Source organism: Streptomyces chilikensis (genome assembly GCF_001642695.1).
GTDB lineage: Bacteria > Actinomycetota > Actinomycetes > Streptomycetales > Streptomycetaceae > Streptomyces > Streptomyces chilikensis.
The window spans coordinates 95,315-100,278 of sequence record NZ_LWCC02000005.1 but is presented as its reverse complement, the minus strand read 5'-3'; the positions used below and the strand labels follow the sequence as shown (position 1 = coordinate 100,278).

Annotated in this window: 5 protein-coding genes and 1 pseudogene; all 6 read right to left on the bottom strand. The window is 70.3% G+C overall.

Annotated features, from left to right (window positions below):
- Positions 1–60 precede the first annotated feature (60 nt).
- Positions 61–2,370 carry an ABC transporter permease gene (locus A2U95_RS00575; RefSeq protein ID WP_206282786.1) on the bottom strand — a complete coding sequence of 770 codons (2,310 nt, stop codon included), beginning with the start codon at positions 2,368–2,370 and terminating at the stop codon, positions 61–63.
- A 92-nt stretch (positions 2,371–2,462) separates the two neighbouring features.
- On the bottom strand, positions 2,463–3,152 hold the full coding sequence (locus tag A2U95_RS00570) for an ABC transporter ATP-binding protein (RefSeq protein WP_166020289.1): 690 nt from the start codon (positions 3,150–3,152) through the stop codon (positions 2,463–2,465).
- Positions 3,149–3,673 (bottom strand): PadR family transcriptional regulator, encoded by a 525-nt coding sequence (locus tag A2U95_RS00565; protein ID WP_166020288.1) that lies wholly within the window; start codon positions 3,671–3,673, stop codon positions 3,149–3,151. Before A2U95_RS00565 ends, A2U95_RS00570 begins: the two co-directional genes overlap by 4 nt.
- A gap of 503 nt (positions 3,674–4,176) precedes the next feature.
- A pseudogene (locus A2U95_RS00560) lies at positions 4,177–4,410 on the bottom strand (cupin domain-containing protein); the annotation flags it as partial.
- A gap of 37 nt (positions 4,411–4,447) precedes the next feature.
- Positions 4,448–4,753, bottom strand: coding sequence for an integrase core domain-containing protein (locus A2U95_RS32310; protein ID WP_420856936.1), 306 nt, complete (start codon positions 4,751–4,753; stop codon positions 4,448–4,450).
- The coding region (locus tag A2U95_RS00550) for an IS30 family transposase (RefSeq protein WP_166020286.1) at positions 4,734–4,964 on the bottom strand (231 nt) is incomplete at its 5' end. The genes A2U95_RS32310 and A2U95_RS00550, both read right to left, overlap by 20 nt.

The following is a 4,964-nucleotide window of genomic DNA, read 5'->3' as shown; positions in this document are numbered from 1 at the left end:
GGGCCGGCCCCGGCCACCCACCCCGGGGCCGGCCCTGTGCTGAAGGGCTGTTGTCCCGGTTTATTCCGTACGCAGTCCTTCCGGTCGCGTCAGTCGTAGCAGGGATGGCAGGCCGAGGAGGGTCACTGTCAGGACGACCGCGGCGCCGATGCCGGTCATGGCGAGGACACTGCTCCAGTCGACGCGGACCGTGGTGGCGGTCATTTTCAGGAGTACGGTGCCCAGTGTCAGGCCTACGGCTGTGGCCAGCAGCAGGCCCAGGGTGATGGGGATCGTGGTCTGCCACAGCAGCGACAGGCTCAGTGTGCGGCGCCGGGTGCCGAAGGCCACCAGGGCCGACAGCAGCTTCTTGCGCTCCCGTAGTTGTTCCAGCTGCGAGACCAGCAGGCTCGCTCCGATCAACGCCAGTACGCATGCCGCTCCGACGAGCAGAGCGGTGCGGATGGCGTCGAACCGGCCGGTGCGCTCCGTCTGTGCCCACGTCACGGTGTTCGCCAGCGGATCGACGGCCGCGGCGGTGTTCCGTACCCGGTCGTGGACGTCCGGTACCGACTCGTCCAGCCTGAGGTAGGCGTGTCCCTGCAGGGCCGGCGTGAGCGTGTCCGGCACGGCCTTCGGCGTGATCAGGATGCCGCCCCGGTCGGTCCCGGCCAGCAGGGCGTGACGCGGGTTTGCCGTCTTCACGTCCTGCGGCACCGTCCAGGGGATCTCCAGGCTCTTCGGGCCGCCCTCGTACGACGGGTCGAGGTACAGCGTGCGTCCCGGGGCGGCCAGCTTCGCCACGTCGACCCCCGTGTCCCGCTCGGCGCCGTGGACGGCGAACACGTCCCCGTCGGCGCACGAGGGCAGATCGGCGATCTCCCGCAGCACGCTGCAGCCGCCCACCGTCACGGTCGTGCCGGCCTGCGGGTCGCGGGCGCGGTCACCGAGGTGGCCCTCGGAGTAGTCGTACACCTCGTTCACGCCCTTGGTGTTGCGCAGTTTCTCGGCCGCCGGGGCCACCGGCACGGCGTTCGGCAGGGTCACTTCCACCTGCGCCCACGCCACGTCCTGCCCGGTGGATCTGGTGTAGTCGTCCTCGACGCCCGTGAAAAGCATCTGCAGCGCGATCGCCCCGGCGACGGCCACCGCGATGCCGTTGACCGTGCGGGCGGCCGTACCGCTGCTCATCTGCAGCCGGCGTACGGCCAGCTGCCAGGCGACGCCGCCGGCGCCGAGCCGGGCGACGGCCGTCTCCACGATCCACGGCAGCAGCGCGGTCACGCCGACCAGGAGCAGCACCACACCGCCGGCCACCAGGTACTGGTTGAAGTCTCCGTTGTCCCGTCCGTCGCCGATCATCGGGTAGAGCATGGCCAGTCCCGCGAGCGGCAGCAGCAGCCGCCACCACAGCCGGCGCCGGGGCGGCCGGCCGGCGCGCACCACACCGAGCGGCTCGATGACGACCCCGCGCAGTGCCAGCAGTGTCACCAGCACCGCCGCCGTCGGCACGGCCACCGCGACCAGCAGGGCGAGCAGCGGCGAGGGGCTGAGGTAGCTCGGGAACACGCTGATGTGGAACACCTCGGCGGTTCCCGCGAGCCGGCGTCCGGCCAGGAAGAACCCGGCGCCGAAGACCAGCCCCAGCATCGCGCCCGCCAGCGCCTCACCGGCGGCGATCCGCCGGGTCATGCCGCTGTCGGAGCCCACCAGCCGCAGCGCCGCCAGCCGCCGGTCCCGCCGCTCCCCGCCGAACCGCACCGCCGCCGCGATGAAGACCACGACCGGCATCAGCAGCACCACGAAGACGACCAGGATCAGCAGGAGCAGCACCGGGTCGGACCGCTCGGAGGTCGCGTTCGGGTCGCCGTACCCGTCGATGCGGACGATCCGGCCGCTGTCGATGTGCGGTGCGAGTCCTTCGGCTCCCTGGTAGAAGGCGAGTTCGGCCGGGCCGATCAGCCCGCTCTCCCCGATCGTGCCGACGATCCGGTCCGGCAGCCGCTCGCGCAGCAGCGCGCCGGAGTCCGACTCCAGCAGCTCCTGCAGCGCGGGGGAGACCACCATCTCGCCCTTCGCCGGGAACCGCTCCACCCCCGGAGGCAGCGGCGCCCGCGGCCCCTCGGGTTCCAGGGCCCGGCCCCGGATGCTGTCGTCACGGAAGTCGGAGCCGACGTTGGCGACCACGAGGGTGTCGTCGGCCTTCGGCAGCCACCGGCCGGTGAAGGTGATGTCGGTGCGGGCGGCCTCCTTCTCCTGGCGGACCCCGAGCGCGTGGGGCAGCGCCGTCGTCAGCAGGAGCAGCGCCACGCCGAGCCCGACGCCGACCGCCGTCAGCACCGCCCGCGTCCACCCCTCGCGCCCGCCGGTGAAGGCGAATCGGACGCCCATGGCCAGGTCCGCGGCCACGCGCCGTATCCGGCTCCGTCTGCCCGGGGCGGGAGCTGTCGGCCAGGTCCGCGGCCGTTCTCCCGTGGACAGGCTCATACGGCGCGCTCCATGTCCCTGGACCTGCCGTCCCGCACCACGATCTCGCGGTCGGAGTAGGCGGCCACCCGTGCCTCGTGCGTGACCAGCACGACGGCGGCGTCGGTGGAGCGGGCGGCGTCCGTGAGGAGTTCCATCACGCGCTCGCCGTTGAGGGAGTCCAGGGCGCCGGTCGGCTCGTCGGCGAAGAGCACGCGCGGGTTCGTGACCAGCGACCGTGCCACCGCGACCCGCTGCCCCTGGCCGCCGGAGACCTCACCGGGCCGCTTCTTCCTCAGCTCGTCGACCTCCAGACGCTCCATCCAGGTCAGCGCGGCGCGCTCGGCCTCCTTGCGGGAGCTGCCGTTCAGCCGCAGCGGCAGGGCGACGTTCTCGACGCACGTCAGCTCCGGCACCAGCTGCCCGAACTGGAACACGAAACCGAACTCCGAGCGCCGGAGCGCACTGCGTTCGGCGTCGCTCATGGCGGACAGCTCCCGCCCGCCGTACATGATCGTCCCCGCATCGGGCGTGACGATCCCGGCGAGGCAGTGCAGCAGCGTCGACTTGCCCGAACCGGAGGGCCCCATCACGGCGACGACCTCACCCGGGTGGATCGAGAACTCCGCGCCGTCGAGGGCGAGGGTGGGGCCGTAGGCCTTGCGGAGCTGCTCGGCCCAGAGCAGCGAACCTGCGGGAGGAGTCATCGGGTCACCGCCTCACGGAGCTTGTCCAGGCGCGCCGCGGTGAGCTCCAGCCAGCGCAGGTCGGCCTCCAGATGGAACAGGGCGTGGTCGCAGATCAGCTGGTCGGCGAGGTCACCCTTGCGCTTGCGGTCGGTGAGGATGCGCATGCTGCGCAGGTGCTCCGAACGCTGGGTGTCGAGGACGTCGGCGGCATCACGGTGGGTGAGCAGCGCAAGGACGACCTTCGTGTACAGCGTCGACTGGAGGTACGGCTCGGGTTTCTCCGGCGTGGCGAGCCACCGCTGTACGTCGGTGATCCCGGCGTCGGTGATCGCGTACCGCTTGCGCTCGGGACCGCTGCCGGCCTCGATGCCGTCGACGACGACGAGGCCGTTTCTCAGCAGGCGGGACATCGTCGAATAGACCTGGCCGTAGTGCAGCGGCCGGTCGTGACCGAACTTCTCGTCGAAGGCGCGCTTGAGGTCGTAGCCGTGACGCGGCCCGGACTCCAGGAGTCCCAGGAGGGTGTGACCGATGGACATGCCGAGGACTCTACACGTGGTGTATACGTGCCATGTATACGCGTAGTGCACAGATCATGGCCGCTCACCCGAAAGCCCAGGCCAAAGCCGATTGTCACGATCTCACCACGACGGAAACCACATCTCCGCAAGCGTGCGGCGACGCGGCCTCACGAACATGCGGCGACGCGACTTCGCCGACGGAACCGCCGCCCGCACCAGGAGCGCCCCTGCCACCGGATCGACAAGCCTCTGCCAGGCCCCAGGAAAGCACCAGGCTCGGCTCACCGGCCCCGAGGAAGGGGCCCCCGACGCCCCCGACTCCGTGCAGGGGTCCCAGCACCCTGTCGCACCGCGCCCTGCTCGACATCGAGACGGATGCGCCCGGCTGGAGCCCGCGCCCCTTTCCCGTACCCCGGCGGGTGCTGAGGGTGAGGGCGGAGAGGGAAGAGCTTGATGCTCCGGGCGTGTCGGAGGCGTCAGGCCGTTCGTTCGCCAGTGTCAGGTCGTTCGTCTGCTACTGGTTACCGGGCTTTGAGGCTGGGGACGGGCGGAGTGCGTGGCCGCAGACGTTCCCCTTGCGGCCCGAACATGATCAGGTATTCGACCGGGCTGTTGGGAGAGGCATTTGCAACCCCGTGGGGATGACGGGTGTCGAACTCGGCGACATCCCCGGCCTTGAGGATGAGGTCCTGGTCGCCGAGCGCGAGCCACAACCGCCCGTACAGCACGCACAGCCATTCCTAACCGTCGTGTGAGCTTGCTCCGCTTTGACGGACGCGGTGATTGTGTCGGTCAGGCCGCGAGAGCGGTCTCGTGGTCGGTGGGGCTGCGGTGGCCCAGGCTGTTGTGCAGGCGGCGGATGTTGTACCAGTCCTCGATGTACTCGAAGATCGCGGTGCGGGCTGCGGCCTTGCTGGACCAGACGTGGCCGTCGGCGGGGACGAGTTCGCGTTTGAGGGTGGCGAAGAAGGACTCCGCGAGAGCGTTGTCCCAGCAGACTCCGGTCTGTCCGACGGACAGCCGTATGCCCATCCGGCCGGCGACGGCGGCCGGTTCCCGGTTGGTGTACTGACCGGATTCAATCGGTCGTTGCAACACCGGTTTGGAGCAACAGTAGCTGCTCGTTGAACGCCTCGGCTGGCGTCTTCCAGCCGAGGGTTTTGCGGGGTCTGGTGTTCAGAGCGTGGGCGACAGCCTCGAGTTCCTCGGCGGACCACCTCGAGAGATCCGTTTCCTTCGGGAAGTACTGGCGCAGGAGCCCGTTGGTGTTCTCGTTCGTGCCGCGCTGCCACGGACTGTGAGGATCGGC